Annotated in this window: 1 protein-coding gene; it reads left to right on the top strand. The window is 65.6% G+C overall.

Annotation, left to right across the window (positions count from 1 at the left end; genetic code table 11):
* Positions 1 to 2,044 (top strand): xanthine dehydrogenase family protein molybdopterin-binding subunit (locus WBB95_RS21560; RefSeq protein ID WP_424489414.1); only part of this gene is annotated, 2,044 nt, incomplete at both ends.

Below are 2,044 nucleotides of genomic sequence, written 5' to 3'. Positions count from 1 at the left end.
CCACCACGTATGGCGAGCTGGTCAGCGGCCAGCACGATCAGTTGCGCATCAGTGGTGAGGCGCCGTTGAAGGCGATCGAGGATTACCGCCTGGTGGGCAAGGGCGCTGCGCGGGTGGACATTCCCGGCAAGGCCACCGGCGAGCTGACGTACATCCACGATATGCGTGTGCCGAACATGCTCCATGGCCGGGTGGTGCGCCCGCCGTATGCGGGGCTCGACTGCGGGGACTTTGTCGGCAACAGCCTGCTGAGCGTCGACGAGTCTTCCATCGCGCATATCCCCGGCATCGTCGCGGTGGTGGTGATCCGCGATTTTGTCGGCGTGGTGGCGCTGCGTGAAGAGCAGGCGATCAAGGCCGCCCATGAGCTGTTGGTGCACTGGAAGCCCTGGAACAAGGGCTTGCCGGACATGAGCGATGTCGAGCAGGCCATCCGCGACAATCCGCGGGTGCGTCGCACCGTGCTCGACCAGGGCAATGTCGATGAGGCCCTGGCGGGCGCCAGCCAGCGCATGCCGCGCAGCTATCTGTGGCCGTACCAGATGCATGGCTCGATCGGCCCGTCTTGCGGCGTGGCTGATTATTCGCCGGCGGGCAGTCGGGTGTGGTCGGGCAGCCAGAACCCGCACCTGCTGCGCGCCGACCTGGCGTGGCTGCTGGCGTGCGATGAGGCGTTGATTGACGTGGTTCGCATGGAAGCGGCCGGCTGTTATGGGCGCAATTGCGCCGATGATGTGTGTGCTGACGCGTTGTTGTTATCCCGCGCCGTGGGCAAGCCCGTGCGGGTACAGTTGACCCGCGAACAGGAGCACCTGTGGGAGCCCAAGGGCACGGCCCAGTTGATGGATGTGGACGGCGGCCTGAACGCCGACGGCAGCATTGCCGCCTATGATTTTGAAACCAGCTACCCCTCGAATGGCGCGCCAACCCTGGCCTTGCTGCTGACCGGCCGCGTGGAGCCGGTGGCGGCGATGTTCGAAATGGGCGACCGCACCTCGATCCCGCCCTATGACATCGACAACCTGCGCGTGACCATCAACGACATGGCGCCGATCGTGCGCGCCTCGTGGATGCGCGGCGTGTCTGCGTTGCCTAACACCTTTGCCCACGAGTCCTACATCGACGAACTGGCCTTTGCTGCCGGCGTCGATCCGGTGGAATACCGCCTGCGTTACCTCAAGGACGAACGTGCCATCGACCTGGTCAAATCCACCGCCGAACGGGCCAACTGGTCGCCGCGCACCGCGCCGATGCAAACCGCGAATGAAGACCATCTGCTGCGGGGTCGCGGCTTTGCCTACGCACGCTACATCCACAGCAAATTCCCTGGCTTTGGCGCGGCGTGGGCCGCCTGGGTGGCGGATGTGGCGATCGACAAGCACACCGGCGATGTGTCGGTGACGCGGGTGGTGATCGGCCATGACTCGGGGATGATGATCAACCCGGCGGGCGTGCAGCATCAGATTCACGGCAATGTGATCCAGTCCACCAGCCGCGTGCTGAAGGAGCGGGTTACGTTTGAAGAGTCGACGGTGGCGAGCAAGGAGTGGGGCGGTTATCCGATCCTGACGTTCCCCGAAGTGCCGCAGATTGACGTGCTGATGATGCCGCGCCAGGACCAGCCACCGATGGGCGCCGGTGAATCGGCGTCGGTGCCGAGTGCGGCGGCGATTGCCAACGCGATTTATGACGCTACCGGGATTCGTTTTCGCGAGCTGCCGATCACTCCGGAACGGGTGTTGGCCGCGCTGAATGCCGGCACCTTGGGCACCCCGGCCAAATCGCCTGAAAAACGCAAGAAGTGGTTGTTCGGCGCGTTCTTCGCGGCGGTCGGCGCGGTGATGGCCACGGCCTGGCCGTTTCACGCGGAAATCGCGCCGATTGCGCCGCCCGGTGCGGGCACCTGGTCTGCGGCGACGCTGGAGCGCGGGCGTTTGCTGGCCGCGGTGGGTGATTGCGCGGTGTGCCACACGGCGCCGGGCGGCGCGACCAATGCCGGCGGGCTGGTGATGCAGACGCCGTTCGGCACGCTGTACAGCAGCAA

This window comes from Pseudomonas sp., from assembly GCF_049645325.1.
GTDB lineage: Bacteria > Pseudomonadota > Gammaproteobacteria > Pseudomonadales > Pseudomonadaceae > Aquipseudomonas.
This window is presented reverse-complemented; position numbering and strand designations above follow the sequence as displayed.